Origin of the sequence: Streptomyces sp. NPDC048516, from assembly GCF_043199875.1 — a bacterium.
Classification (GTDB): Bacteria; Actinomycetota; Actinomycetes; order Streptomycetales; family Streptomycetaceae; genus Streptomyces.
Map to the genome: position 1 here is coordinate 66,724 of NZ_JBICWS010000004.1, position 24,669 is coordinate 91,392.

The following is a 24,669-nucleotide window of genomic DNA, read 5'->3' on the forward strand; positions in this document are numbered from 1 at the left end:
CGTGGCCCGCCAGCCCTACGCGACCCCCGAAGCCCTCACCGCATGGACCGGGCAACCGGCCCCCGCAGACGCAGAGCGGCTGCTCGCCCGGGCCGGCGAGGACATCGACTCAGCGCTGCTCACCGCTGTGTACGCCGTCGACGAGGACGGCGACCCGACCGACCCGGACGTGCGCGCCGCACTCAGCGACGCCACCTGTGCACAGGTCGAGTACCAACTCGCCGCCGGCGACGACGGAACGGGCGCCGGCGGACAGTGGAACTCGGTCAGCATCGGCCCCGTTTCCCTGTCTGGACGCAGCACGGCCACCGCGACGACGTCCGGCGTCGACCTCGCCCCGCGCGCCGACCGCGCACTGCGCCGCGCCGGCCTCACCCCGGGGCGGGTGATCGCATGGTGACCCGCGTCCCCGAGGTCCTGCTGCGCCACCGCGTCCGCATCGAGCCGTACCTCGCCGATACCGCGTACGGGCCCACCTACGGGCCCGCAGTCGAGGCCGTGCCCGCGCTCGTCGACCCCTCACCGCGCATGGCCCGGGCGCCGGACGGGCGGGAGTTCACCGCGGCGGCGACGTTCATCGCCGCCCCCGATCTCGACTGCCCGCTCGGCTCGCGCATCACCCTGCCCGACGGACGCACCGCGACCGCGACGACCGTCGCCCGCCACACCGCCCCGGGCCTACCGGTCCCCGCCTGTACGGAGGTGACGACCGAATGAGCCGCGCCGCCCGGGCCCGCGTCCGCTGGAACGGCGAGCAGGTCCTCGGCCGCGCCCGGCAAGGCGCGCTGCGTGGACTGCTGCTCGGCGCCGAGCACCTGCTCACCGAGTCCCGCAAAGAGGTACCGATCGCCGAGGGCACCCTCGAACGGAGCGGCGCCACCAGCGTGGACGCGGCGAACCTCGTCGCCGGCGTCACCTACGACACCCCGTACGCCGCGCGCGTGCACGAGGACATGTCCGCCCGACACAGCCCCGGGCGTAAGGCCAAGTTCCTTGAAGACCCCGCCAACCGCGAGGCCGATGCGATCGGCGAACTGATCGCCGCGCAGGTTCGGCGGACGCTGCGTGGCTGACCTACTCGACGGCGTCGCCCGATACCTCGACGAGCAGCACCTGCTCGTCTACGACCCGACCGGCACCGCCGGCGACACGTTCATCGAGACCCTGCCGCCCGAGCCGGCCGAGGCCGTAGGGCTGTGGCTGTACGGGGCCGCCGAGCAAGACTCGCGCAACGGCTACGACGTCCGCTCGCTACAGGTGCGCGTACGCGGAACGGCCGACCCTCGGGTTTCCCGCCGCCGCGCCGAGGCCCTGTACGGCGCCCTGCACGGGCTCGCTGGCCTCGAACTGCCCGATGGCACATGGCTTGTACTCGCCGTCGCGCAGCAGACCCCCGCCCCGATCGGCACCGACGCCTCGGGCCGGCACGAGCACACGGTGAACGTCCGCCTCGACGTGGCCAACCCCACCCCACACCGCCCCGACTAGGAGGTGCACCCATGGCCGCGAACAGTCGGCCCATTGACGCCCGCGGTTGGCTGTTCGAGGTCCTCGACGCCACCGTGACCGGCACCGAGACATGGCTGCCCATCGCCGGCCTGACCTCGTTCACCCACAACCCGGGCGAGAACGAAGAGACAGCCGAGACGACCGCGTTCGACAGCGACGGCTATTACGAGCAGGACGTCATGCAGCGCGGCGCCACCCTCGAAATCGAGGGTCTGTACCGTATCGACCCGACCACCAAGGCGCAGGACGCCGGACAGGCGTACGTCGACAAGGTATGGGCCTACCGGCTCGGCATCGACTCGAACAACAAGGTCCGGTGGCGCCACAAGTCGCAGACGACATGGGTCGTTTGGGATTCCACGATGACCCCGGGCGAGCAGGGCGGCGAGACCAACGACAAAACGTCGTGGTCCGCCACGATCACCCGCTCGGGCAAGCCGACCACCGCGCCCGTTGCCGGCGGACAGACGCTCGCCGCCAAGACCGTAGGCAAGTCGGGCGGTGACGCGTGAGCGAGTCCCCCGAGCAGCCGCTCGTCGAGACCGCCGACTTTGACGCGTTCTTCGCCGAGCAGACCCCCGGCCGGCCCCGGGCCGCGCTCACCCTCTACGAGCGCGAGTACGTGCTGCCCGACTCCCTACCGCTACTGTTCACGCTCCAGATGGAGCGCGTACAGGACAGCTCGGACCCTGACGACGTGCGCCGGATGCTTGCGACGCTGTTCGGCGAGGGTGCCCTCGACACGTGGGCCGAGCGCGGCATGACCGACCGGCAGCTCGCCATCGTCCTTATCTACTCGGCCGCCAACATCCGCACGCCCGGCTCTCTGTCCATGCAGCGCGCCGCCGAGCTGCACGACGAGCAAGACGCCACCAAGGCGGGAAAAGCATCGCCGGCGAATCGGGCGCAGCGTCGGGCCGGCACGAAGAAGAAGGGGAAGGGCAAGGCGCGTTCTGGCGCGCGGTCCTGACCCACTGGGGCGCCGTCGAGTCTGACCTCGCCCGCGAGTACCACCTCGGCGCCGAGCAGGTCGCCGCCCTCTCAACTCGCCGATTCCTCGCCCTTGTTGCAGGACTGCCCGGCGAGGCGCGGTTCGCCCGCGCCTGGACACGCACCCCGCGCGAGGTCGACGACCCCGCGGAAATCGCAGCAATCACCGGCCTGCCGGCCGGCTGAACGACCGGCGCTCGCGCCGGATGACCCCCGATAGGAGGTGATCCGGTGGCGCTCACCGTCGCCGAGCTGCTCGCGACGATCGATGTCGACGACGCCCCCGCCGCTTCCGGCCTCGCCCGGGCCGAGCAGCGCGTCGTCGCCGCAGCCGAGAACATCACCGCCGAGGCCGCCCGCGCCGGCGACGCCGCCGGACAGCGGCTCGGCGAAGGAGTCGCCGACGGCGCCGAGGACGGCGCGCAGGAAGCCGGCGGACGGCTGCGCGACAAGCTCGGCGCGTTCGGTTGGGCCGCGGTCGGCGCGAGCGTCGGCGCCGCGGTCCTCGCCGGCGTCGGCGAGGCCATGCAGCAGCAGAAAGACAACTCGCTGCTTGCCGCGCAGCTCGGCGCCGACCCCGCGCAGGCGAAGCGGCTCGGCAAGGCCGCCGGCTCCCTCTACAGCCAGGGGTACACAGACTCGGTCGCCGACGCGAACGAGGCTCTCAAGTCCCTGTGGCAGCAGGGTCTCGTACCCGCGGACGCCACGCAGAAAGAGCTCGAAAAGGTCGGCGGGCGCCTCTCGCAGGTCGCGCAGATCATGGGCGAGGAAGTCGGCCCGACAAGCGTCGCGGTCGGCCAGATGCTCAAAACAGGAATGGCAAAGAATGCCGACGAGGCATTCGACATTCTCACCCGAGGAACGCAGCTCGGAATCAATAAAGCCGAGGACCTGCTCGACACCTACAACGAGTACGGAACTCAGTTCCGAGACCTCGGCATAAACGGCAAGGAAGCCTTGGGCATCATGCACCAAGGCTTGCAGGCCGGCGCCCGCGATGCGGACATCGTCGCGGACGCAATGAAAGAGCTGAACATCCGCGTCAAGGACGGCTCGGCCGCCGACGGATTGAAAGCTCTTGGGCTGAACGCCGACCAAATGGCGAGCGCGTTCGCCTCGGGCGGACCGAAAGCGCAGGCAGCACTCGACACCATCACCGACCGACTGCGCGCGGTAAAGGACCCGACCGAGCGTTTCCGCCTCTCGCAGCAACTGCTCGGGACGCAGAGCGAGGACCTGTCCAAGGCCCTCATGGCGATTGACCCGAGCAAGGCTGTTGCCTCGCTCGGCAAGGTCGACGGCGCCGCCAAGCGCGCCGGCGACACGATGCGCGACAACGCCTCGACCAAGGTCACGCAGTTCACGCGCTCCCTGCAACAGGGGTTCGTCGAGGTCCTCGGGAATCAGGTCCTGCCCGTACTCACCACCGCGGGCGGGTACCTCGTCGACTTCGGCGCCGGCATTGCGACGGCCGCCGGTTTCGTCGAGCAGCACGGCACGGCCTTTAGCGTGGTCGCCGGCCTTATCACGCTGGTCATGCTGCCCGCGCTGATACAGCTCGGCACCCGCGCCACCATCACCACGGGGCAGGTTGTCGCCGGCTGGATCACCCAAGGGGCGGCCGGCATCACCGCGGCGGCGAAGTTCGTCGCCACGAACGCTCTGATCGTCGCCGGCTGGATCGCGCAGGGCGCCGCCGCGGCCGGAACCGCGCTGCGCGTGGTCGGCGCGTGGGTCCTCATGGGCACGCAGTCGCTACTACAGGCGGCGCGCATGGCCGCGGCATGGCTGATCGCCATGGGCCCCGTGGCGCTGATCATCGCCGCGGTAATCGGCCTCGTCGCGCTGATCGTCGCCAACTGGGACACGATCAAGAACGCGACGCTCGCCGTCTGGAACTGGATTTGGGAAAAGATCAAGTGGGTTGGAAACAAGCTCGTCGAGTTTTTTCTCAACTTCACCTTGGTTGGCCTCATAATCAAGCACTGGGATTCCATCAAATCCGGAACGGTGCGCGTCTGGAACGCCATCGTCGATTGGGTCAAGGGACTCCCGCAGAAGCTGATTAGCTTCTTTCTTAACTGGACTTTGCCGGGCCTGATCATCAAGCATTGGCAGTCCATCAAGGACGGCTCGGTTCGCAAGGCAACCGAACTCGTCAATTGGGTGCGCGGACTACCGGGCCGGATCGGTTCCGCGGTCGGAAATCTCGGCCGGCTCCTGTACGACAAGGGAACCGACGTCGTCCGCGGCTTGTGGAACGGCATTAAATCCATGGGCAGTTGGCTGCGCTCGACGCTGATCTCGTGGGCGAAAAATCTCATTCCTGGCCCTATCGCAAAGGCGTTGGGCATTAACAGCCCAAGTCGCGTGATGGCAAGGGATGTTGGCCGTTGGATTCCTGCCGGCGTCGTCAAGGGCATCCGCGCAGGGCAGGGCGCCGTCGCGCGCACCATGCGCACGCTCGTGCCCTCCCCGAGCCTGCCCACCGTCGGCGCCCTGTCGGCGGGCGCCGGATACGGCGCGGCCGGCCCGTTCGGCTCGGCCGCGGGCGCCGGCCCGTCCGTGCACATCGAGCACTGGCACGGCGGCGACCAATCCCCCGAAGAGAACGCCGCCGCCTTGCAGTGGCGCATGAAGGCAAGGGGGTGACGCCGTGGCGATGGGCGACCGCGTCACCGCGCCCGGGCACGTGCAGCTCGGCGAACTGCTGCTCGGGCGCGGCACCCCCTACCGGTGGCGCTCCCTGTCCGGATGGGAAGACCTTCCCGCCCTCGACTCGGGCAGTGTCAACCGGGCGGACGGGCACGGCGCGATACTCGGACGGCTGCTCGCGCAGCCCCGCGTCGTCACCCTCGACGGCATCGTGATTCGCGCCCGCCCGGACGAAATCGGCGGCGTCGTGCAGCAGCTCGGCACCGCCACGGGCGTCATGGACGGCGAGCAGTCCCTCGTCGTCCAGATCGACGAGCGCGGACCGCTGCTCGCATGGGTGCGCGTGACCAACCGCGCCGTACCCGTCGAGCTCGGGTACCGGGTCGGCACCATCACCGGCGCCGCCCTACAGCTCACCGCATCCGACCCGCGCCGGTATGAGCTGCTCGAACGCAGCGCGCGGGCAACCCTTCCCATCGCCGAGCCTGGCCTCGACTGGCACGCCGAGCCCTCGCAACAGCAGTTCCCCGACGAGCAGGCTGCCGGCCGCGCCTCGGCCGCCTCGTCGTTCTGGGCCATGTCCGGCATGACGTTGGGCAACAGCGCCGGCGCCCTTACCGCCACGATCACCGCGGCGCAGGCCGGCCTCGCCTGGACCATCGGCCCGGGCCTGTTCTCCGGATTCCCGATCGACGCAGGGCAGCGCGCGACGTTCCTCGCCGACGCCCCGCCGGCCGGCTCCATCTGCCTGTTCCACTGGCTCGACGACGCCGGCGCCTACGTGTCCGGCACCACGGGCACCCGCGGGCAGGTCACCGGCACGGCACCGGCCGGTGCCACACAGGTACGACCGGTCATGCAGTGGGCGACCGTGCCCTCGCCAGCAACCGCCACGATCGGCCCCTCTCGGCTGCTCATACCGGGACTCGGCGCCGAGGGACTCGCCGAGCCGTACGACTTCGGCCCGCCCGGCAGTACCGGCGCCCTCACCGCAACCAACAGAGGCGGCGCCCCCGCGCACCCCGTGATCGAGTTCCGCGGCCCCGTATCCATGCCGAGCCTGACCAACGTCACGAGCGGCGACGTCCTCGAATACGACCTCGACCTCGCCGAGGGCGACGTGCTCACCGTCGACACCGCCGAGGGCACGGTGACGCTCAACGCGACGACGTCCCGCCTCTACACCGCCACCGCCCGCAGCGTGCCCGAGCAGTCGTTCGCGCTCTGGCCCGGAACCGCGGATATGGCGTACCGGGCCGCGCCCGGATCATCCGACCCCGCCGCATCCGTCACCGTCCGGTGGCGCTCGGCCTACTGGTAAGGAGGGGCGCCAACTTGACCGTGCGCGCCGCGTGGCTGCTCACCGGACCACCCAACGGGCAGACCCGCACCGACACCCGACTCGCCCCGCTCGGCACGATGGCACCCGACGGCGAACTGACGACCCGCGACGGCGTGATCGCCGGAGGCGCCCCGCTCATGGCAACCGGCGCCGGCGCCATGCAAGTGCAGCTCGGCGTCGGCCGCGCCCTGGTGCAGGGCACCACCGCACAGGGCGCCTATCCGGTCGCCGTGACCGTGCCCGAGACGCTCACCGTCACCGACGGCGACGCGCAGAACCCCCGTATCGACTCCATCGTGCTGCGCGTGCGCGACGGCCTGTTCGATCCGACCGCGCCCGGGCAGACAACCATCTCGGTAGAGCTTCTCACCGGGACGCCGGCGCCCTCGCCCACCGAGCCGACCCTGCCCCTGGCGACCCTGCGCGTGTGGTCCATCACGGTTCCCGCCGGCGCATCGGCCGGAACGGGCGGGATCAACTGGACAAGCGCGCTCGCCGACCGCCGACGCTTCACAAGCTCGTACGGCGGAATCATCCCGCGCGGCTGGGGGACCTCGTTCGCCGGCAGCTATGACGGGCAGTACCGCGACGTCGACGGCACCCTCGAACGCTGGAACGCAAGCGCCGCCCGGTGGGAGACCTACCGCCCGCCCCTCGCCGTCGAGACCTCGACCGCCGGTTTCAGCGTAGGGAGCGGCTACACCCTGAACACCTACACCGCACGCCGCAACGGCGCCGCGGGTATCTGTTCGTTCCTCGTCGAGGTGACCCGCAAGGGGGCGCAGCTCGACGTACTGGCCGCCGGCAACATCAACGACGAGGTAATCGGCACCCTTCCCACGGGGTGGCGCCCCGCCATCGACGCCGAACTGTCCGTATCCGATGGATTCGGCGAGGGCGCCGCCCGACTGTCCAACGCCGGCGTGATCACGCTGCGGACGTGGTCGGGCAATGGCGCGCTCAAGAACGACCGGAACCTACGCACGTCGGGGACCTTCATCCTTGGCTGATGGGGGGTGCGCATGATCTCTCCCCCATACCGACTGCTGTTGTGTGACCTGCGCAGCGACCAAGTCCTCGACGCGCTACCCGTGCAGCAAGTCAGCCTCGACGATTACATCGGCAAGGCCGGCTCGATGTCCGGCACCGTGCCCATACCGAACGCTGCGATCGCCGCCCGTGCCCGAGCCAGCATCGTGCCCGGGCGCACCGCGGTATGGCTCGAACGTGGACGCGATATCTGGTGGGGCGGCGTGCTGTGGACCGCCTCTCTCACCTCCGACGCCCGCGGGTTTCTCGCCGTACAGATACAGGCCGGAACCTGGGACACCTACCTATCGCACCGACTGCTGTACGACACGCTCACCTCGACCGGCACCGATCAGTACGACATCGCCCGAGGCTTGATCGACTACGTGCAGAACACCCCCGGCGGCGACATCGGCATCGAGTACGGCACGGAAGTCTCGGGAGCACTCCGCGACCGCACATACAGCCGTTACGACCTGCCCGCCGTCCGAGACCTGCTCGACCAACTCGGCAGCGTCGAGGGCGGTTTCGAGTGGCGCATCGCTTCGTACCGCAACGGCGACGGCCGCCGCGTCAAGCGGCTGCAACTTGGCTCCCCACAGATCAGGACCGGGCACAGCGAGATCGTCCTCGACCACCCGGGGCCGATCCTTTCGTACACGTGGCCCGTCGACGCCACGGTGCGCGCGAACGCATGGCAGAGCCGCGGCTCGACCGACAATGCGAACCAAGCCGCGGACAGCGTCCCCCTGATGAGCGCGCTACAGCTCGCCGAGCAGGACATCGACGACGGATGGCCACGCCTCGACGGCAGCAGCGATTACTCGACCGTCATCGATCAGGCCACCCTCGATGCACACGCCGCGGCCGATCTCGCCGCCGCCCGGGCGGGAACCACGATCCCCGAGGTCACCGTCGACATGTCCCGCGCGCTGGTCTCGCCTGCCCTGCTCGGCTCGACCGTGCGTCTACGCATCCGTGACCTATGGCACCCCGACACGCTCAACGCCCGGTATCGCGTGGTCGGACTGGCCATATCCCCGCCCGAGCGCGGCCGATCAGAGTCGGCTCGCCTGTATTTGGAGGCCGCTTAGTGGCTGCTGTACCGCAGGACCTGCTCGACCGCGTCCGCGCGCTTGAGCGGCAGGTGCGCGAGCTCACCGGCCGCGCACAAATGAGACCGGCCCTCGACAAGATCCTGCACGGTGACATCGTCATCGGCGAGGGTGGCCGCATCATCGCGCAGGCCCCCAACGGGAACCGAATCTTCCTGACCGGCCAGACGCCCGAGGGCGATTGGGCCGTGGGCATGGCTCGGGAGAACGGCACGGCTGCTCTGACCGTCGGCGACGACGTCGACACTGGTGGACAGATGGTGCGCATGTTCAACCGCGCCGGCGAGGTCATCGTCATGGATGACGGTTTCGCCGATGGGCACCTCGGCCGCCCGTGGGTGCCGATCCCCTGCGCCCCGTTCATCCAGTTCACCAACGACGACGAATTCGCCCTCTACTCGGGGCAGATGCTCACGCAACACAAGGTGTTGCGCGTCAACCTGCAATTGGCCGGCCCATCGGGCACGGCCGCGCAGGTAGTGATGAAGATCGGGAACGTCCAGTACGGGCCAACGTGGACACTCAGCAGCTCGGCCACGGTCAAGGACGTAAACGAGCGCGTCGTGCTACCGGCCGCCGACTTTCCTTACGGCCGCGATGTGTCGGTCGTGATGTGGGCGCAGCGAACCGCGGGTACCGGCGTCTGCTCCCTGCGTGTCCGCGCGCTGTGGGGCGTCAACACCATCACCCAATCCGAAGCCAACTAGGAGCGCTCGCACGTGCTGCCCGAGTCCATCCCTACCGTGACTGTGCGCGGCAGGTTCCTCTCACCGGATGGCCGGCCGCTCTCCGGATCGGTCACCTTCCGCGCGCCGGCGCAGATCACCTTTCCTGACGCCGACGTAATCCTCGGCGGTCCCGTTGTCGCGCAGCTCGACGCACAGGGGCAGATCAGCGCGACCCTTCCCGCGTCGGACGCTCCGAGCATGGACCCGTCGGGGTGGTCGTACACCGTCGCGGAACAACTCGCCGGCATCCCGACCGGCCGTTCGTACAACATCCTGCTACCCGCCGCGCAGCCGCAGGTCGACCTCGCCGACATCGCCCCCACCGACCCGAGCAAACCGAACTACATACCCGTTGTCGGACCAGAGGGACCGCGCGGCCCTGCGGGCGCGAGCGCGTACGAGGTCGCCATCGCCGACGGATTCAGCGGCACCCCCGCCGACTGGCTCGCATCACTCGTCGGACCCCGGGGGGCGACCGGTGCCACGGGCGCGCAGGGCGTGCAGGGAGTGCCTGGCAAAGATGGGAAGGACGGCGCCCCTGGTGCGCCCGGGGCCCCTGGCCTCGTGCAGTCGGTCAACAGCAAGAGCGCTGCCTCGATCACGCTCACCGCGGCCGACGTCGGCGCCCTCGCCACCACCGCGGCCGGCGCCGTCAACGGCGTTGCCACCCTCGGCGCCGACGGCAAGATTCCCGCCGCGCAGCTCCCGACGAGCTCGGGCGGAGGCGCCGTCGACTCGGTCAACGGCAAGACGGGCGCGGTGGTACTCACCGCCGCCGACGTCGGCGCGCTCGACCAGAGCGCCGGAGATGCACGGTACGTCCAGCCGGCCGGCATCCCCGTGCAGTCCGTCGCGGGCAAGACCGGCGCCGTAACGCTCGTCGCCGGCGACGTTGGCGCCGAGGTCGCCGGTACCGCGGTGCTGCTGACCGGAACGCAGACCGTCGCGGGCAGCAAGACGTTTTCGAGTGTCCCCTCGTCGACTGGCGCCCCAACCGCCGACAACCACCTCGCCCGGAAAAGCTACGTGGACGCCCTCGGGGGCGGCGAGTGGTTGCCCACCGATCACGGATTGCTCACGTGGGCATTCGACCCGGCCCTCGGCCAGTCCACCGCCCTCTACCCCGGTAGTGGCCCCATACGGGTAACCGCTGTCATCCTGCGCACCCCCGCCACGATCAACCGCATCGTCTGGTTCGCCACCGGATACGCCGGCGGGCTCACCACCGGCTCATGGGCAGCGATCTACAACTCGACCGGTGCCCGAGTAGCGACGACGGGCGACATGTCCACCGCTACGTACGAACCGGCCGAGGTCCATACCGCGGGCGGGGCGACGATCAACTCGCCCCTTACCTCGGCGTACTCGGCCACAGCCGGCGTGTACTACGTGGCGTGGCGCTTGCAGTACAACACCACGACCGGCGACGGCCCGCTGCTGCTCGCCTCGGAGTCTGGAGCAGGCGCACCGCCCAACTTCTTCGGGTACACAGCCGTACGCCGCTTCGGCGTCTACTCGGCCGGCGCCGCCTCGGCCCCCGCATCGATCGCGCTCGCCTCGATGGAGAACGGCGCTAACCGATTCTGGGCCGCGCTCGCGTAGATCGCGCCGCCCGCACCACATCACGCCCCGTGCCCACTGGCCGGGGCGTTTCTCATGCCCGAGGAGGGCCACCCTTGCAGTTCGTTTCCCGCTCCCAGTGGGGCGCCCGACCGTCCCGTTACGCGCTCGCCTACATCGGCAGCACGCGCGGCGTGAAGATCCATTACGAGGGCACGCCCGTACCGGCGAGCCTCGCAAAGGCCGAGAATCACAGGCTGTGCGCCAGCCGCGTCCGCGACATTCAGGCGAGCCACCTCGCCAACCGCCAGGAGGATTACAGCGACATCGCGTACAACGCGATGGTTTGCCCGCACGGCTACGTCTACGAGGGCCGCGGCGCCCACCGCAAGACCGGCGCTAACGGGAACCAGACACTCAACGTCGGTCACTACTCCGTGTGCGCCATGGTCGGCGACTCGGGCCTGACCGAGCCAACTGAGGCCCAACTCAACGGACTTCGCGACGCGATCGAGTGGCTGCGCAAGAGCGGCGGCGCCGGCTCGGAGATCAAGGGCCATCGCGACGGATACGCGACCGCCTGCCCCGGCGGGCCGCTGTACGCATGGGTGACCAAGGGCGCCCCGCGCCCGGGCGGCAGCACCACGCCGCCCAAGCCCCCGAAGTACGAGCCGTTCCCCGGTGTCGACTGGTTCAAGAAGAACCCGCGCTCGGCGATCGTCACGGCCATGGGCCGGCGCCTCGTCGCCGAGGGTTGCTCGGCCTACCGCGAGGGCCCCGGCCCGCAGTGGACCAGCGCCGACCGCGAGAGCTTCCGGAAGTGGCAGCGCAAGCTCGGCGACGCCCCGCAGTTCTGCGACGGGTGGCCCGGCCGCAAGCAGTGGGACGCGCTCAAGGTCCCCAAGGTCTGACCCAACCCCCGCGCCCGCCCGCACTCCCGCGGGCAGGCGGGCGCCCCCCTGTCCCCACCCTGTGGAAAGAGGTACTGCCCCATGACCGACGCCGCCCGCCGCACGATCCGCACCGTTGTGCAGACCGTGCTCGGCCTTGCCGCCGGACTCCCCCTGATCATCGACGCCGCAGGCATCCCGCAGACCGCGGCCGGCGTAGGTGTCGCCCTCGCCGTCGCTGGCGGACTCACACGAGTCATGGCGCTGCCTGTCGTCGAGAACCTGCTGCCCGCGTGGCTGCGCGCCGAGCCGAGCACCGACGACGAGCTGCTCGCCCTGTACCGGAAGGATGACCGCACCGAGTGATCACAGCGACGACCGGCGTCGACCCGATCGACGCTCTTGTGATCTGGTGCGGCGCCGCCGTCGCGATCTCGGGCGCGCTCGCCCTAACATGGCGCGCCACCCGAACCTTTCGCCGCATCGGCGGGAAGGTCGAGGACTTCGTCGACGACTGGCAGGGCACCGACCCGCGCCCCGGCGTCCCCGCGCGTCCCGGCGTCATGAGCCGACTCGGCGCCATCGAGGAACGCCTCGCTCGCGTCGAGCACGAGCTGCACCCCAACAGCGGCAGCAGCCTGCGCGACGCCGTCGACCGCGTCGACGAGCGCACGCGCCAACTCACCGACGACACCCCCTGACGCAATGCGCCCCCGCTACCGGCCTCGTGCCGGTAGCGGGGGCGCCTTTGTCGTTGCAGGGCATACGAGAGGACCCTCGACGGCCGCAGAGTCGCCGAGGGCCCTCTCTAGGGGATCACCGTGCACGCATGCTCAAACAGCCGCGGGCATGGGAACTGCCTTCCCCTTCCGTCCGCCGTCCGCCCTCGCGTTGGGAGACGAGTTCGGGCGGATGCGGTGGTACAGCGGGGCCCGTGCGCGGCGCGCATGCTTGGCGCGGGGCGGGGGCTCGGCAAGGATCGTGACGCGTACGGTGTCCTGCCAGCAGTAGCAGGAGTAGGTGAACCCGTCCCGATCGAGGGGCGGCGGCGTGAACCCGCGGTGCGGATTCGGGAGCAGGGCCCACATGACCAGCAGCGCAAGCAGTAAGGCGCTTACGGCGAGGGTCAAAACACCCCAGAACACACGGTCGGTGGGGATCATTCGGCTACCTCCCCGAGCAACTCGGGATCGTAGGCGCGTAAGCCGAGGACCTCGGCAAGATCGAACACCAAGTGCCGCGCCTGTGTGGTGGACAGTTCTTCAAAGCTCTTGAGCCCCTGGAAGTGGAGCCAGATCGGCAGCTCTCCGCCGACGCGCGATACCGAGACTTTCGGTCGTTCGTCACTCATGCGGCGACCTCGATTCGGCGCTCGTCGAGCGCGAACCAAACCCTCTTACGCAGTTGATTCGAATCGTGGGGCCAGGTGACGCCCCATGCAGACGACAGTTTCTCGACGAGGTGCAGCCCTCGTCCCTGTTCGTCCTCGTCGCTAGTGCTGCACGGGCGGGGGCGCGTGTGCGGCTTGTTGTCCCAGACGGCCACCGAGACGTGAGCCGGTGCGACCGAGACGTCAATGTGAATGATGAGAGTGGTGGTGTGGTCGTGCACATTGGTCACGACCTCGCTAACCAGGATTCGCGCCGTATCAGCGGCAATCGAGTGCCCAGTCAGAACGAGCAGATAAGCGACCATGTCGCGGGCGATCTTTGGGGCCGAAAGGCCATTCGGGACGCTAATGCGGAATGACTCTCGGGCAGCCAGCCTTTCGGCTTCAACCGTGCTCATGTCGTGTGTCTCCCAACGCGGACGTGAGCGCCGCCGCTGCTGCCGTCCGTGTCCGTGGCCGCTACCCGTGTCGCCCCAACGGGCTTACGGACGGCTGCACTTCGGGTCTTCCCGGCATGCTGCGCGGTGCTGCCAGGACCATAGGGGGCATGTATGCCCCGTGGCAAGGTAGGCCCCTAGACCTAGCTCTGCTGGGTGGACCCGTGGCACCGTTACGCGCGACACTGTGCGCAGACAGGGGAAGGGACACATGCCGCCGAGGGATAACCCAACGGCCCGCCAAGCTCGGCTTGGGGGCGAGCTGCGCAAACTGCGCGAACGCGCCGGGAAGACCGCCCGCGAGGCGGCAGGGATGGTTTCGACCGATCAAGCCAAGATCAGTCACATCGAGGCAGGTCGCATCGGGGTCAGCGAGGACCGTATCCGCAAGCTCGCTGTCTTCTACGCCTGCGATGACGACGCCCTGATCGAGGCACTCTGCGCCATCGCCCGCGAGCACCGGGGCCAACACTGGTGGGACAGCTATCGAGGCGTGCTCGCGCCCGGCTTCTTGGACATCGCCGAGCTTGAGCACCACGCAACGCACCTACGGTGCCTGCAACCCGTAACTTTCCCCGGCATCCTCCAGACCGAGGACTACGCACACGCGCTGTTCGCCGGAGTGATCCCACCCCTCCCGGACGACGAGGTGCAGGCCCGGGTCGAGCACCGCATGAAGCGGCGCAACCTCCTGGAGCGCGACGCCCCGCCACAGTTCGAGGCGATCGTGCACGAGGCCGCTCTGCGCATGAGAGTGGGCGGGCGAAAGGTCGCTCGCGATCAGCTCGAATACCTGTTGTCAGTGTCCGAGCGGCCCGGCCTTACCCTGCGCGTCATCCCGTTCACGAGCGAGGACTTCATCGAAGTCACGCAAACCGTGATGTACGCGCGCGGAGCCGTACCGCAGCTCGACACTGTTCATATCGACACCCCGTTCGGCGGCGGGTTCCTTGATGCAGCCGCAGACCTGGATCGATACCGCACTCTGCTCGATCTTGCCGAGCAAGCAGCACTTACCCCCGAAGAGTCGCGAAGTTTTATTCACCACGTCGCAAGAGAACTGTGAGAGTCAAGGAATGAACAGCGAAATCAAGTGGCAGAAGTCGAGCTTCTCCGGTGGCGGCGGTGAGCAGTGCCTCGAATTGGCCGAGGTCGCCGGCGAGATCCTCCTCCGCGAAAGCGACGACCCCGACGTCATCGTGAACACCACGCCGGCGAAGCTGCGGGCGTTCATCCTCGGCGCGAAGAACGGCGAGTTCGACCACTTCGTCAGCTAACAACCCCCAGGGCCCAACCGTGCCCCTCGTCCGATCCGGGCGGGGGGCACTTGCATATGCCAATCCGCATGTATGCCCCGGGGCACACTTGCCGCCTCGCCAGGCGTAGCGCTACGGTCGCGTTGCGTCGCCGTCACGGGTCGATCCCTCGGCAAGGCCGTGCCCAACGGCGCGCAACTCTCCCTGCTTGAACACCTGTTGGGAGATACCCCCGAGGTTGCCCCTGTCTGCCTGCCCTGACAGGCAGGGGCAATCATGGCGCTACGGGCAGGAGAGCGGCTATGCAGAACCGCCAGTCGGGCGCAACCTCACCCGGGGCAACCTTGCTGCCCTGGGCCCCGGCCGTCGAGGCGTCCGTCGAGCACGGCTTTCTCGTCACGGTCCTGTGGCGCAGCTCGGCCAGTCACCACGACGGGGAACGCCCGAAGATCGCAGCAGCGCCGTACATAGCGCCGACCCCTCATGCAGCGATCCGCGCGATCCGCGTCAGCCTGCGTACGCACCACGTATTCGGCATGACCCCGCGCGAGCAGCGACGCGCGGTCGAGTGGTCCGAGTCCGGTTGGGTGCAAGCACTCGCCGCTCTCCGGAGCGGCGAGCCCTGCGCGTTCACCGTCGTACTCAACAGCGGCGGAGTAGCGGAGTGGTCCGCGAGACCGCTCACGTACCTCTGCCTGACCAACTGCCCGCATGAGGGGACGAGCGCGTGAGTGCAACGATCAACACCGACCACCTCGGGTGGGATGAGACACCGGCCGGCGAGCCCGTGCGGCTCGTCGAGCACAACGGCGTTGCATGGGTGGCACGTTGGTCCGACGAGACCCTCGTCATGCGCCCGACGGACCCCGCCCGCATGGACGCGCCACCCGTCGCCTACACGTCACCGGTCCGCCTGCCCTACGAGGACGAAACGCAGCCGCTCGTCGATGAGTTGATGCGGTTGGGCACAGTCCAACGGCTCACGAATCCTTCGCTGTGGGACGCGATCACAACCGCCCTGCTGCGACAAGGCACCCCCGTCACACGAGCGCGGAAGACGCACCGGGCCTACTACAGCGCATACGGCCGAACCGTCGACACGTTCGCCGGCCCGATGTCCCTCGTGCCGACCCCCGAGCGCTGCCTCGCCGTATCCGACGAGGGATTCGCAGCCGTGGGGGCCGCCGCTGCTCGCGACGCCCTGCGCTCGGCCGCCGAGGCTTACCGCTCGTGCGCCGAACAATGGCAGCAGCTCGCCCCCGAGCCCCTCGTGCAACATCTCGCCGGCGTCCGCGGCATTGACACCACCACAGCGGCAGTAGCAGCCGCCGACTTCACGAACGATCACTCGATCTACCCGCACGGCGACCTCGCCCTGCGCACGTGGGCGAGCCGCGCAGCGCCTGCTCTACGTTTCCCGAGCGCCGACCGCGAGTTCGAGGCTCTGTGGCGTCGATGGGCCCCCGACCGCCTCGCCCTGCACACCCTGACTCTGTTCACGCTGACATGGGGGAACCATGCACGCGCCCACGCGCACGCACGATCTGATCGTTAGTCCGTTTCTCGACGAGCACCTCGTGTTGCGCCCGGGCGACTCCAGCGGCGTGAAGATCAAGGGGCATCACTACTTGGAGTTGCAGCAACGCGCGGGTACCGGGGCGCCCTTACCTGCCTGGCTTCACAGCGCCGCCCGCCGCCGATGGGGACTCGACCTCGCCGACCGTCCAGCGCGCGAGTCGCTGCTGATACGCGACCCCTCGCCGTACGGACACGGCCGCGCCTCGTACGAAGTGAACAACGGGTGCAACTGGGCGTGCGATCACTGCGTGTACGGCGCCAAGCGGCACGAGGGCCTCGCGTGGCCGGCTCGCGCGCGGCTGCTGCGCATCCTGCGTGACGCCGGCGTTCTCTGGGTCGAGCTCGGCGGCGGCGAGGCCACCATCGACAGGCACTTTCCCGAGACGTACGCGCTCGCCTACGACCTCGGCATGATGGTGGAGATCCTCACGAACGGGTCGACTCTGTTCCGCCCGCACATGCTCGACCTGCTCACCACCCGGCGCCCCTACCGCGTGACGCTCAGCGTCTACGGCGCGACCGAGGAGACGTTCGACCGGTTCACGAATCGGCGCGGCGCCTTCAAGAAATTCATGCGCGGGTTGGCCGCAGCGCGCGAGGCCAGCCTGCCCCTATCTCTCAGCGTGGTCATCACTGAGAAGAACGCGCACGAGGCACCCGCCATGCGAGCACTCGCCGAACGATTCGCCTCCCGCGTCCGCGAGTACACCCACATGTCGCCCACCTTCACCGGCGACTCGGAACCGCTCGCGCAGCAGGCACCCGAGTACCTGCACAACCGAACACCCTTCACCGGATGCGACGCCGGCCACACGTCCTTGAACGTGAATCCCTTCGGTCTGGCGACCGTCTGCAAAGTCTCCCGCGACCATCCGATTCCACTCCTGAAAGAGGGGGTCGCGGGTCTCGCCCGGCTCGGGGGCATCTCCGACCGAGCGCTACAGCGTCACAGCGGATGCAGTGGCTGCGCTCTACAGAAGACGTGCACCACCTGTATGCCGCTCGTGAACCTGTACCGCAAGGCCGGCTCGTCCCTGGACCGGTACTGCCAACACGCATGAGAAGGAGACCGCCATGGCACCGCCCGTAGCGACCGCGCCCGCCGCCGTCGCGAACAAGCCCGTCCCCGTGCAGATCATCGGCAGGCCCGAGGTCGACGACGAGATCGAGCTCGTCGATGACCTCGACAGCCTCGCCGGCAACGAGGTGATGCGCGGCTGCGGCAACGACAACCCGTACTAAGCCAGCCTGCGCAGTGCGACACCGAGGCCGCCCGCCGCGTGCGGGCGGCCTCGCCCATTTCCGAGCCCTACACTCCCGCCGTGGTGACCATGAGAATGCACTGGGATGACCTTCCGACCGCTACCCGCGATGCCGTCGCCGCACGGACCGGCCCCATCTACGCGACCACCAGCACCGACAAGGGGTTGAACAGCGAGCTCGCCGCCACCCTCGATACGAGCGCCGGCCGCGTCTTCGTCAAGGGACTGCGCTGCGACCACCCGCGCGTGTGGACTCAGCAGCGCGAGGCCACCATCAACCCCTACGTCGCCCCGCTCGCTCCGCGCCTGCTGTGGACCATCAACGATGGCGAGTGGCATCTGCTCGGATTCGAGCACCTCGACGGCCGCCCCGCGGACTACACCCCGGGCAGCGACGACCTTCCTCTCGTCGCCGAGGCAATCATCACGCTCGCCAGCGTCCGCGCCCCCGCCGACGTCGAGCTGAAACAGATCGAGCAGCGGTTCGCCGACTACGTCGACCACCCAGACGACGCCGCACTGCTGCGCGGCGACACCGTCCTGCATACCGACTGGACACCCGACAACGTCCTGATCGTGGACAACGTCGCACGCATCGTCGATTGGGCATGGCCGACGCGCGGAGCGGCATGGATCGACGCCGCCTGTTGGGTGGTCTGGCTCGTCTCCGCCGGACATACCCCGGAAGACGCCGAGCTATGGGCCGCCAAGACTCCGGCATGGTCCACCGCTCCCACGCGCGCTCTCGACGTGTTCGCCGCCGCGCAGCAACGGCTCTGGGCGGGCATCGCCGCGGACTCCCCGGAGGTCGCGTGGAAACGGACACTGGCCGACGCCGCGCAGCAGTGGCTCGCCTACCGCCAAGCCTGACGAGGGGGCACGATGCCGACCGACCCAACCATTCACCCGTACGAGACACTCACCACTCCCGCCGGCGAGCGCGTCCAGATCGACGAGGGAATGGCGCCCATCGTCCGTGATCTCTGGCGCCTCGGCTACGCGACGAGCGCCTGCTGCCAGGATGTAGGAGAGGCGACCGCCGGCGTCCGAGAGAAGCGCACGAGCACGCTCGGATACGGGGGTGATCCGTTCATCGAGTACCACCGCGGATGGGCGCTGCTTAAAGTCCCGATTCCGGATGCCATGCGCTTTGTGGCGATGCTCGCCGAGACACCAGAGTTCGGCGAACGCATCCGCCACCCATGGCGCCCTGGATCATGGCGAATGAACGTACCGCTCGAACCGGACGGATTCAGCGACGCCGCACTGCTGCACTTTCCGAAACAGCAGATTCCCGAGCTTGCCGAGATCCTACAGAAGCAGCAGTAGGGACCGCTCCAAAACGGCGCCCGCCGGCCCTCGTAATCAAGGGCCGGCGGGCGCCATCGCGTCTTAGGCGTCGAGCACCTGCCCGTCGCGACGCACGACGGGCGGTTGAACTGACCACGGAAAATTAATCCAATCATCCGTGCGCTTCCACACATACTCGCACTTAACAAGGCTGTGCGACTTCTCATAAATCACGGCGGATCGAACCTCGGCCACTGCATCGAGGCAAAAGTCGTGTACCAGCTTCAGCGTTTTACCCGTGTCGGCGACGTCGTCCGCGATCAAGACTTTCTTATTCGAGAAATCAATCACGTTCGGGACCGGAGCCAACATAACGGGCATTTCGAGAGTCTCGCCAATTCCCGTGTAAAACTCGACATTCACAAGGTGAATGTTCTTGCAGTCGAGCGCGTACGCCAGACCGCCGGCGACGAACACGCCGCCTCGCGCAATGCTCAGCACGACATCAGGCTCGAACCCATCGTCGGCAATGGTCTGGGCGAGCTCGCGCACTGCGGCGCCGAACTTCTCGTAGGTCAGGTTCTCGCGCACATCGCTCATGGGTGCCCCTCGCAGGTCTCAGTCGGTGGGAGTCAGATACGGCCGCAGGTGCGCCCGCGGGCGCCGCCTCGGACGGCTACCGCCGCACGGCACCGGACCCCCGGGCGAGAGATCGAGCGAGACTTACGGCTAGGCGCCACGCACTGTGATTTACTCGGCACCACGAACGTCATCCCGAGCGAGTCCCGGTGATGGCTACACCGCCCCTTGCGCGGGACAACCAGAGTGGTCCCCACCCCGGTGTAGAACTCCACATTCACCAGGTGGATGTTCTTGCAGTCCAGCGCGTACGCCAGACCTCCCGCGACAAAGACCCCGCCACGGGCGATCGACAGCACGACATCGGGCTCGTACCCGTCATCGGCGATCGTCTGCGCCAGCTCGCGGATCGCCCCGCCGAACCGCTCGTACGTCAGGTTCTCCCGCACGTCACTCACGTATCTCTCTCAGACCTTCCGTGTGCCCACCCTCTGCCACGCGCCCGCCCTGTCGAGCGCGCCCCCCACACCGGAGCGGCTGTGTCATACCTGCGTCCGGTGAAAGTTCTTGAACGACCGGGACGGCGTCGGCCCGCGCTGCCCCTGGTAGCGGGAGCCGTACTTCTCGCTGCCGTACGGGTGCTCGGCCGGCGAGGTCAGCCGGAACATACACAGCTGCCCGATCTTCATCCCCGGCCACAGCTTGATCGGCAGCGTGGCGACATTGCTCAGCTCCAGCGTCACATGCCCGCTGAAGCCCGGGTCGATGAACCCGGCGGTCGAATGCGTCAGCAGCCCCAGCCGCCCCAGCGAGCTCTTGCCCTCAAGCCGGGACGCCAGGTCATCGGGCAGCGTGATGACCTCGTACGTCGAGGCCAGCACGAACTCACCCGGGTGCAGGATGAACGCCTCATCGCCCTCGGGCACGACCTCTCGCGTCAGGTCGGTCTGCTCGATGGCGGGGTCGATGTGCGGATAGCGGTGGTTCTCGAACACCCGGAAATAGCGGTCGAGCCGCACGTCGATGCTGGACGGCTGCACCATCGACTCTTCATAGGGGTCGATGCGCACCCGACCAGCGTCGATCTCGGCCCGGATGTCCTTGTCTGAGAGAAGCACGCAGATGAGGATACGCGCCCGCCCGGCCGCCCTCGCACGACGAGGGCCCGGCTCCCCACCTGGGAAGCCGGGCCCTGCCCACTCCTCGTCGTGCTTGCTCTGCCGCCGCCCCGCGCACGGGGCGGCGCAGCTCTTCCTGTCTTCTTGATCGCTACCGCTTGGCGTGCTCGACGGGCACCGAGTGCCGCAGCCGAGCACAGCGCGGGCAGCGCAACAGCCGTCCGGGGCCGAGCCGGTCGGTGGTCTGCATGGGGAACGAAGCGGTGCTGAACACGTGGCCCTCGGCACAACGTACGACGGTGCGCTCCATCAAGTCCCTCTCCCAACTGCGTGGACAACAAAAGCCACATTAGGGGATGAACTGGGCGCCCTCACACGCGGCACTCCGAGGCCCCACCGTACGCCCCAACTCCCGCACCGGGCACCCGCATCCCCCCGGCCGGACACCCGCACCCCACCCGGGAAACACCCACACCTCACACCCGCCACACCGACCCCCACGCCCCCACCGACCACCCCGCACACCGCGTCCGGGCACGCCAAATGCACCGCGAGGCGGCAATGGGGTAGAGTGTGCGACGATGTTCCGCCCTCAAGCCGAGGCGGAATTGCGCGGGTGTAGTTTAATGGTAGAACATGAGCTTCCCAAGCTCAGAGCGCGGGTTCGATTCCCGTCACCCGCTCCATACGGAAGCCCCAGGTCATCGGCCTGGGGCTTAGTTGTTGCCTAGACCATTTCGGGGTCGGCCAGCCCTCCACCAGCCCTATCCGCTGACTGGGGCGTGAATTACGCGTACTCCCGCACCGCGCCGGGCACCTTGAGGGTCAGCCTTCTCGAATAGCGAGACGTAATTTCTGTGACTTGGGTCACTTACGCCTGAGGTGTCGTGAGATTGCGGATGCAAAATGCGCTCTTGACAAGGGAGTTCGTCCGACCCCCTGCCCGCGCTACGGACGGCGAACGCCACTCCGTCGAGAACACAGCTGTCTGATCCCGCTGGAGGCTGCGCTGCTCCGTGGCCGTCACCAGCGCGGTGAAGGATCGGCTGCGCGAAAGGGCCACGGTTGGTCAGATCTACCGTGCGTCTTCGGCGACCGCCCAGGCTCACAACTGCGCACCGTATGAAGTCGCAGCAGTACGCAAGATCCAGTTGCCCTGTGCAGACCCAACTGTCGTCGGACAAAAGAACGTCAGTGGGTTGGTCACGAGAAGTGTCAGCGCGTGACGCCCCCAGCGCGGGATTGCGCCGGGGGTTGTGCTTGTGGCTACACGGCCGTCGGAGGAGATACGCCCGAAGGTGCGCCTTGGCTTGGGCCACGGCAGTGGACTCGGCCGCGGAGGCGGCCAGGGCCTCGACCAGTTCCTCCCGCGTGGCTTGTAGCATCTGAGCACCGCCATACAAGGGGGACGGGTCTGGTGCAGGTTTGGGTGACAGGTTCGGTCACCCGACCTGGGAGGCCGGTGTGGTCATGACGGTCTCGAATTCGACGGGGGTCAGCCGGCCGAGCGAGGTTTGTCTGCGGCGCCGGTGGTAGGTCCTCTCGATCCAGGTCACGATAGCGATTCGCAGTTCCTGGCGGGTGGCCCAGGATCGACGGTCGAGCACGTTCTTCTGGAGCAGGCTGAAGAAGGACTCCATGGCCGCGTTGTCGCCTGCCGCCCCGACCCTTCCTATCGATCCGCTCGTCCCGTGGCCCTCGTGTGACCGGACGAACTTCCGTGACCGGAACTGCGATCCGCGATCGCTGTGCAGAATGCACCCGGCGACGTGTCCACGCCGGGCAACAGCGTTGTTCAGGGCTGTGACGGCCAGGCGGGACTTCATCCGCGTGTCGATCGAGTAGCCGACGATCCTCTTGCTGAAGACGTCCTTGATCGCGCACAGATACAACTTGCCTTCGCTGGTGGCGTGTTCGGTGATGTCGGTGAGCCACAGCCGTTTCGGGCCGGTCGCGGTGAAGTCACGGCAGACGAGGTCGTCGTACACCGGCGGGCCGGCCTTCTTGATACTGCCGCGCTTCTTGCCGAACACGCTCCACCAGCTGTTGTCACGGCAGATCCGCCACGCGTTCCGGTCGGCCATGACCGCCCCCGCGTCGCGGGCTTCATCGGCAAGGAAGCGGTAACCGAACTCCGGATCCTCACGATGGGCGTCGAACAGTGCGTTCGCGCGGTAAGCCTCCTCCAGTACGGCAGTGGTCACCGGCCGGTCGAGCCAGCGGTAGTAGGGCTGTCTGGCGAGCTTCAGGACCCTGCACGTGACCGTGACGGGAACTCCGCCGGCGGCCAGCTCCTTCACGAGCGGGTAGATCCTTTTCCCGGCAGATGTGCCTGCGACAGGTAGGCCGCGGCCCCGCGCAGAACCTCGTTCTCCTGCGCCAGCAGCTTGATCCGCCGACGCGCTTCCCGTAGTTCCGCGTTGTCCTGGCTGGTCGTTCCGGGCTTTGTCCCGTCGTCGATGTCCGCGCGGCGCATCCATTTCCACAGCGTCATCGCGTGCACTCCGAAGTCGGCGGCCACCTGCTCGACCGTCACGCCCGGGCCGCGGTTCCTCGCGACCCGTACGACATCCTGGCGGAACTCTTCCGGATAAGGCTTGGGCACAGCGACATCCTTCCCACCCGCCCCACAGGGCAAGCCAGTTCAGATGTCACCCGATCGTGCAGCAGGCCCGTTCGGGAAGTTCTGGGTGGGCGAGCAGGGAAGCAGCAGCCGGGGCCGAAGTATCCCGGTACCCCCGTGTTCGTTCCTCCCGGTGCGGGTGGCTGTGCGACCTCGCGATCCGCGATTTCTGAGCCGGGCACCGGAGCTCGCCGCCACCGTGGCGAGTGCGGTGGACGATGGGCGCGATGTGTTCAGAGATCTCCCACAGGACTGGAAGGCAGTCCGCGCATGGGCGAAACAGCTCCTGGCATGACGGCACCTCCACGCGAGGCAACAGACCTTCTGGCTGAGCGGTTCGGCTCTCCTGTGACTGCAGAGCTGCTCAGTGACCGACGCGGTTCCAGAGCCTGGAAGGTGACCACGCCGCACATGCGTCTGGCGCTGAAGGTCAACGCACCCGGCCGCGACTGTGCCTGGGACAAGGTCGCGGAAATGGAACAGGAAAACCGCCACCTCATCCACCTGACGAAGGCCGATGCCATCGACTCCGCCTACCGCGTCGACGCCGGCCCATGGGAGAGCGGCCAGTGGCTTGCCGTGCGGTGGGTCGACGGTATCCCCCTGTGGCGAGCCCTGGCCCTGGCACGCGGTCCGGAAGGAAACCGCCCCTCCGCGCATCCCTGGCTGCTGGGCATCGCCCGAACCTGGGCCCACCGCCTGCACGCCCTGCACGCTGCCGGATGGGCACACGCCGACGTGCAGCCCACCAACACCCTCGTCGATTCGGGCGAAGTGCACATGATCGACTACGCGCTGGCATGCGGCCCCGAAGAAACCGGACGGCTGCCGTACCGGGGCGCGCTCACCCACACCACCGCCCCCGAAGTCGCCGACGCCATCTTGTCCACCAGCGATGACACGCACATCCACGTCCAGCCGCCGGCCGACATCTGGGGCCTGGGAGCCTCACTGTTCTGGGGCTGGACCGGGCGGCGCCCCGTTGCGTACGAGAACGAAGCAGACCGAATGGCCAAGCTCCAGGCCATCGCGCAAGGCCACACCGTCCCGCTGGAAGAGGCCCGGCCGTGGCCCTTCCCCACGTTCGAGATACTCATCACCGCATGCCTGGCCCCTGACCCCGACCGGCGACCTTCCGCCGAGGTGGCCGCCGTACTCGCCGAGGCCGGACAGTGATCGAACTGCGAAACCTCTCACCTCGGACGATGCCCCGGCCGTCCAGCGGATCTACAGCGGCGCCTCGGTGGCCTTCACCCGCCCCCAGGGCATGACCGCTGAGGAGGCGGCAGCCTACGTCGAAACTGCCATCGCCCACGCC

The 24,669-nt window shown here is 68.3% G+C and carries 31 protein-coding genes, 1 tRNA gene and 1 pseudogene; 25 read left to right on the plus strand and 8 right to left on the minus strand.

From position 1 onward, the window contains the following. Position 1: 1 nt before the first annotated feature. The 15 genes from ACGFR7_RS09840 to ACGFR7_RS09910 all read left to right on the plus strand — a co-directional run bounded on the left by ACGFR7_RS09840 (position 2) and on the right by ACGFR7_RS09910 (position 12,519). Positions 2-400: a hypothetical protein gene (locus tag ACGFR7_RS09840; RefSeq protein ID WP_393315554.1), complete on the plus strand. Its 399-nt coding sequence runs from the start codon at positions 2-4 to the stop codon at positions 398-400. Then, entirely contained in the window at positions 394-717 is a 324-nt protein-coding gene (locus ACGFR7_RS09845; RefSeq protein ID WP_393315557.1) for a hypothetical protein, read from the plus strand. The genes ACGFR7_RS09840 and ACGFR7_RS09845 overlap by 7 nt, the downstream gene beginning before the upstream one ends. After that, positions 714-1,073 carry a hypothetical protein gene (locus ACGFR7_RS09850; protein ID WP_393315559.1) on the plus strand — a complete coding sequence of 120 codons (360 nt, stop codon included), beginning with the start codon at positions 714-716 and terminating at the stop codon, positions 1,071-1,073. Before ACGFR7_RS09845 ends, ACGFR7_RS09850 begins: the two co-directional genes overlap by 4 nt. Next, the gene (locus ACGFR7_RS09855) at positions 1,066-1,488 is read left to right on the plus strand and encodes a minor capsid protein (protein WP_393315562.1); all 423 of its coding nucleotides are present in this window, start codon (positions 1,066-1,068) and stop codon (positions 1,486-1,488) included. The genes ACGFR7_RS09850 and ACGFR7_RS09855 overlap by 8 nt, the downstream gene beginning before the upstream one ends. Positions 1,489-1,499: 11 nt before the next feature. Continuing rightward, positions 1,500-2,021, plus strand: coding sequence for a phage tail tube protein (locus ACGFR7_RS09860; protein WP_393315565.1), 522 nt, complete (start codon positions 1,500-1,502; stop codon positions 2,019-2,021). Further along, positions 2,018-2,479 carry a hypothetical protein gene (locus tag ACGFR7_RS09865; protein ID WP_393315568.1) on the plus strand — a complete coding sequence of 154 codons (462 nt, stop codon included), beginning with the start codon at positions 2,018-2,020 and terminating at the stop codon, positions 2,477-2,479. Before ACGFR7_RS09860 ends, ACGFR7_RS09865 begins: the two co-directional genes overlap by 4 nt. A gap of 251 nt (positions 2,480-2,730) precedes the next feature. Next, on the plus strand, positions 2,731-5,151 hold the full coding sequence (locus ACGFR7_RS09870; protein WP_393315571.1) for a phage tail tape measure protein: 2,421 nt from the start codon (positions 2,731-2,733) through the stop codon (positions 5,149-5,151). 10 nt (positions 5,152-5,161) lie between these two features. After that, complete coding sequence (locus ACGFR7_RS09875) at positions 5,162-6,475, plus strand: phage distal tail protein (RefSeq protein ID WP_393316512.1); 1,314 nt, start codon at positions 5,162-5,164, stop codon at positions 6,473-6,475. 14 nt (positions 6,476-6,489) lie between these two features. Beyond that, a complete protein-coding gene (locus tag ACGFR7_RS09880) occupies positions 6,490-7,506 on the plus strand; it encodes a hypothetical protein (RefSeq protein WP_393315573.1) in 1,017 nt (338 codons plus the stop codon). A 12-nt stretch (positions 7,507-7,518) separates the two neighbouring features. Further along, positions 7,519-8,619: a hypothetical protein gene (locus ACGFR7_RS09885; protein ID WP_393315576.1), complete on the plus strand. Its 1,101-nt coding sequence runs from the start codon at positions 7,519-7,521 to the stop codon at positions 8,617-8,619. Beyond that, positions 8,619-9,347, plus strand: coding sequence for a hypothetical protein (locus tag ACGFR7_RS09890; RefSeq protein WP_393315579.1), 729 nt, complete (start codon positions 8,619-8,621; stop codon positions 9,345-9,347). Before ACGFR7_RS09885 ends, ACGFR7_RS09890 begins: the two co-directional genes overlap by 1 nt. A 36-nt stretch (positions 9,348-9,383) precedes the next feature. Beyond that, on the plus strand, positions 9,384-10,970 hold the full coding sequence (locus ACGFR7_RS09895) for a phage tail protein (RefSeq protein ID WP_393315582.1): 1,587 nt from the start codon (positions 9,384-9,386) through the stop codon (positions 10,968-10,970). 74 nt (positions 10,971-11,044) lie between these two features. Then, on the plus strand, positions 11,045-11,839 hold the full coding sequence (locus tag ACGFR7_RS09900; RefSeq protein WP_393315584.1) for a peptidoglycan-binding protein: 795 nt from the start codon (positions 11,045-11,047) through the stop codon (positions 11,837-11,839). 81 nt (positions 11,840-11,920) lie between these two features. Beyond that, entirely contained in the window at positions 11,921-12,184 is a 264-nt protein-coding gene (locus ACGFR7_RS09905; protein ID WP_393315587.1) for a hypothetical protein, read from the plus strand. Then, positions 12,181-12,519 carry a hypothetical protein gene (locus ACGFR7_RS09910; protein ID WP_393315590.1) on the plus strand — a complete coding sequence of 113 codons (339 nt, stop codon included), beginning with the start codon at positions 12,181-12,183 and terminating at the stop codon, positions 12,517-12,519. The genes ACGFR7_RS09905 and ACGFR7_RS09910 overlap by 4 nt, the downstream gene beginning before the upstream one ends. Before the next feature lie 132 nt (positions 12,520-12,651). Here the strand turns inward: ACGFR7_RS09910 and ACGFR7_RS09915 are convergent, their stop codons facing one another. Genes ACGFR7_RS09915 through ACGFR7_RS09925 form a run of 3 tightly spaced genes read right to left on the minus strand, consistent with a single transcriptional unit; the run spans position 12,652 to position 13,606 of the window. Continuing rightward, positions 12,652-12,981 carry a hypothetical protein gene (locus tag ACGFR7_RS09915; RefSeq protein WP_393315593.1) on the minus strand — a complete coding sequence of 110 codons (330 nt, stop codon included), beginning with the start codon at positions 12,979-12,981 and terminating at the stop codon, positions 12,652-12,654. Further along, positions 12,978-13,169, minus strand: coding sequence for a hypothetical protein (locus ACGFR7_RS09920; protein WP_393315596.1), 192 nt, complete (start codon positions 13,167-13,169; stop codon positions 12,978-12,980). The genes ACGFR7_RS09915 and ACGFR7_RS09920 overlap by 4 nt, the downstream gene beginning before the upstream one ends. Further along, a complete protein-coding gene (locus ACGFR7_RS09925) occupies positions 13,166-13,606 on the minus strand; it encodes an ATP-binding protein (protein ID WP_393315599.1) in 441 nt (146 codons plus the stop codon). The genes ACGFR7_RS09920 and ACGFR7_RS09925 overlap by 4 nt, the downstream gene beginning before the upstream one ends. A 250-nt stretch (positions 13,607-13,856) precedes the next feature. Between ACGFR7_RS09925 and ACGFR7_RS09930 the strand changes: the two genes are divergently transcribed. From ACGFR7_RS09930 to ACGFR7_RS09965, 8 genes are all read left to right on the plus strand, one after another. Then, positions 13,857-14,711 carry a helix-turn-helix domain-containing protein gene (locus ACGFR7_RS09930; protein WP_393315602.1) on the plus strand — a complete coding sequence of 285 codons (855 nt, stop codon included), beginning with the start codon at positions 13,857-13,859 and terminating at the stop codon, positions 14,709-14,711. A gap of 10 nt (positions 14,712-14,721) precedes the next feature. Then, positions 14,722-14,922 carry a DUF397 domain-containing protein gene (locus tag ACGFR7_RS09935; protein ID WP_362603234.1) on the plus strand — a complete coding sequence of 67 codons (201 nt, stop codon included), beginning with the start codon at positions 14,722-14,724 and terminating at the stop codon, positions 14,920-14,922. 281 nt (positions 14,923-15,203) lie between these two features. Beyond that, complete coding sequence (locus tag ACGFR7_RS09940) at positions 15,204-15,632, plus strand: hypothetical protein (protein ID WP_393315605.1); 429 nt, start codon at positions 15,204-15,206, stop codon at positions 15,630-15,632. Then, positions 15,629-16,456, plus strand: a complete 828-nt coding sequence (locus tag ACGFR7_RS09945) for a hypothetical protein (RefSeq protein WP_393315608.1) — start codon at positions 15,629-15,631, stop codon at positions 16,454-16,456. Before ACGFR7_RS09940 ends, ACGFR7_RS09945 begins: the two co-directional genes overlap by 4 nt. Beyond that, a complete protein-coding gene (locus ACGFR7_RS09950) occupies positions 16,419-17,540 on the plus strand; it encodes a radical SAM protein (protein ID WP_393315611.1) in 1,122 nt (373 codons plus the stop codon). Before ACGFR7_RS09945 ends, ACGFR7_RS09950 begins: the two co-directional genes overlap by 38 nt. 13 nt (positions 17,541-17,553) lie before the next feature. Further along, the gene (locus ACGFR7_RS09955; RefSeq protein WP_393315614.1) at positions 17,554-17,721 is read left to right on the plus strand and encodes a hypothetical protein; all 168 of its coding nucleotides are present in this window, start codon (positions 17,554-17,556) and stop codon (positions 17,719-17,721) included. Between the two features lie 89 nt (positions 17,722-17,810). Next, entirely contained in the window at positions 17,811-18,611 is an 801-nt protein-coding gene (locus ACGFR7_RS09960) for an aminoglycoside phosphotransferase (protein WP_393316515.1), read from the plus strand. 12 nt (positions 18,612-18,623) lie between these two features. Further along, positions 18,624-19,070: a hypothetical protein gene (locus tag ACGFR7_RS09965; protein ID WP_393315617.1), complete on the plus strand. Its 447-nt coding sequence runs from the start codon at positions 18,624-18,626 to the stop codon at positions 19,068-19,070. A 63-nt stretch (positions 19,071-19,133) separates the two neighbouring features. Here the strand turns inward: ACGFR7_RS09965 and ACGFR7_RS09970 are convergent, their stop codons facing one another. The 4 genes and pseudogenes from ACGFR7_RS09970 to ACGFR7_RS09985 form a co-directional block, all read right to left on the minus strand. Then, positions 19,134-19,631, minus strand: a complete 498-nt coding sequence (locus ACGFR7_RS09970; RefSeq protein WP_393315620.1) for a phosphoribosyltransferase — start codon at positions 19,629-19,631, stop codon at positions 19,134-19,136. Between the two features lie 212 nt (positions 19,632-19,843). Continuing rightward, positions 19,844-20,068 (minus strand): annotated as a pseudogene (locus ACGFR7_RS09975) (phosphoribosyltransferase); the annotation flags it as partial. Between the two features lie 84 nt (positions 20,069-20,152). Further along, positions 20,153-20,728, minus strand: a complete 576-nt coding sequence (dcd, locus tag ACGFR7_RS09980; protein WP_129295524.1) for a dCTP deaminase — start codon at positions 20,726-20,728, stop codon at positions 20,153-20,155. 151 nt (positions 20,729-20,879) lie between these two features. Then, the gene (locus ACGFR7_RS09985) at positions 20,880-21,038 is read right to left on the minus strand and encodes a hypothetical protein (protein WP_016573140.1); all 159 of its coding nucleotides are present in this window, start codon (positions 21,036-21,038) and stop codon (positions 20,880-20,882) included. Positions 21,039-21,340: 302 nt separating this feature from the next. On the opposite strand from ACGFR7_RS09985, the gene ACGFR7_RS09990 reads away from it, so the two are divergent. Continuing rightward, positions 21,341-21,414 (plus strand) — tRNA-Gly (locus ACGFR7_RS09990). 756 nt (positions 21,415-22,170) lie between these two features. Here the strand turns inward: ACGFR7_RS09990 and ACGFR7_RS09995 are convergent. Continuing rightward, positions 22,171-23,333, minus strand: a protein-coding gene (locus ACGFR7_RS09995; RefSeq protein ID WP_393315624.1) for an IS3 family transposase whose coding sequence is annotated in 2 segments (ribosomal slippage) — positions 22,171-23,046 and positions 23,049-23,333 — 1,161 coding nt in all. Because the reading frame shifts where the segments join, the coding sequence is not laid out codon by codon here. 429 nt (positions 23,334-23,762) lie between these two features. Between ACGFR7_RS09995 and ACGFR7_RS10000 the strand changes: the two genes are divergently transcribed. Continuing rightward, positions 23,763-24,527, plus strand: a complete 765-nt coding sequence (locus ACGFR7_RS10000) for a hypothetical protein (RefSeq protein ID WP_393315627.1) — start codon at positions 23,763-23,765, stop codon at positions 24,525-24,527. Positions 24,528-24,669 lie beyond the last annotated feature (142 nt).

Bases quoted from the DNA above. Each gene is read 5' to 3' on its own strand.
- ACGFR7_RS09850 (WP_393315559.1), top strand. From the start codon at position 714: ATGAGCCGCGCCGCCCGGGCCCGCGTCCGCTGGAACGGCGAGCAGGTC.
- ACGFR7_RS09920 (WP_393315596.1), bottom strand. From the start codon at position 13,169: ATGAGTGACGAACGACCGAAAGTCTCGGTATCGCGCGTCGGCGGAGAG.
- ACGFR7_RS09965 (WP_393315617.1), top strand. From the start codon at position 18,624: ATGCCGACCGACCCAACCATTCACCCGTACGAGACACTCACCACTCCC.
- ACGFR7_RS09885 (WP_393315576.1), top strand. From the start codon at position 7,519: ATGATCTCTCCCCCATACCGACTGCTGTTGTGTGACCTGCGCAGCGAC.
- ACGFR7_RS09915 (WP_393315593.1), bottom strand. From the start codon at position 12,981: ATGATCCCCACCGACCGTGTGTTCTGGGGTGTTTTGACCCTCGCCGTA.
- ACGFR7_RS09935 (WP_362603234.1), top strand. From the start codon at position 14,722: ATGAACAGCGAAATCAAGTGGCAGAAGTCGAGCTTCTCCGGTGGCGGC.
- ACGFR7_RS09940 (WP_393315605.1), top strand. From the start codon at position 15,204: ATGCAGAACCGCCAGTCGGGCGCAACCTCACCCGGGGCAACCTTGCTG.
- ACGFR7_RS09905 (WP_393315587.1), top strand. From the start codon at position 11,921: ATGACCGACGCCGCCCGCCGCACGATCCGCACCGTTGTGCAGACCGTG.
- ACGFR7_RS09985 (WP_016573140.1), bottom strand. From the start codon at position 21,038: ATGGAGCGCACCGTCGTACGTTGTGCCGAGGGCCACGTGTTCAGCACC.
- ACGFR7_RS10000 (WP_393315627.1), top strand. From the start codon at position 23,763: ATGCGTCTGGCGCTGAAGGTCAACGCACCCGGCCGCGACTGTGCCTGG.
- ACGFR7_RS09860 (WP_393315565.1), top strand. From the start codon at position 1,500: ATGGCCGCGAACAGTCGGCCCATTGACGCCCGCGGTTGGCTGTTCGAG.
- ACGFR7_RS09845 (WP_393315557.1), top strand. From the start codon at position 394: ATGGTGACCCGCGTCCCCGAGGTCCTGCTGCGCCACCGCGTCCGCATC.
- ACGFR7_RS09950 (WP_393315611.1), top strand. From the start codon at position 16,419: ATGCACGCGCCCACGCGCACGCACGATCTGATCGTTAGTCCGTTTCTC.
- ACGFR7_RS09930 (WP_393315602.1), top strand. From the start codon at position 13,857: ATGCCGCCGAGGGATAACCCAACGGCCCGCCAAGCTCGGCTTGGGGGC.
- ACGFR7_RS09875 (WP_393316512.1), top strand. From the start codon at position 5,162: ATGGGCGACCGCGTCACCGCGCCCGGGCACGTGCAGCTCGGCGAACTG.
- ACGFR7_RS09925 (WP_393315599.1), bottom strand. From the start codon at position 13,606: ATGAGCACGGTTGAAGCCGAAAGGCTGGCTGCCCGAGAGTCATTCCGC.
- ACGFR7_RS09955 (WP_393315614.1), top strand. From the start codon at position 17,554: ATGGCACCGCCCGTAGCGACCGCGCCCGCCGCCGTCGCGAACAAGCCC.
- ACGFR7_RS09970 (WP_393315620.1), bottom strand. From the start codon at position 19,631: ATGAGCGATGTGCGCGAGAACCTGACCTACGAGAAGTTCGGCGCCGCA.
- ACGFR7_RS09960 (WP_393316515.1), top strand. From the start codon at position 17,811: ATGAGAATGCACTGGGATGACCTTCCGACCGCTACCCGCGATGCCGTC.